Annotated in this window: 1 pseudogene; it reads left to right on the forward strand. The window is 60.6% G+C overall.

From position 1 onward, the window contains the following. Positions 1-235: pseudogene (locus QP381_RS09415) on the forward strand (ABC transporter permease); the annotation flags it as partial. Positions 236-241 lie beyond the last annotated feature (6 nt).

The following is a 241-nucleotide window of genomic DNA, read 5'->3' on the forward strand; positions in this document are numbered from 1 at the left end:
GGAATCAGTGGTCGCGACCTTTGTTGCAGGCATAATCGGGGTAGGCATTGCGATCGTGATCCTGCAGTTCATTCCGCTCGAGTCAATGGACATCATATTGCAGGACCGACCGGCGTTCCCCACTTCCGCGGCCGCCGCCGGCGTCGGGATCGCATCTGCAGTTGGCGCTCTGTGCGGCATTATTCCGGCAGTGGCAGCCATCCGGGTGCGCCCGATCGACGCGATTCGCTACTAATCAGCT

The organism is Pauljensenia sp. UMB6358 (genome assembly GCF_030216865.1).
Classification (GTDB): Bacteria; Actinomycetota; Actinomycetes; order Actinomycetales; family Actinomycetaceae; genus Pauljensenia; species Pauljensenia turicensis_A.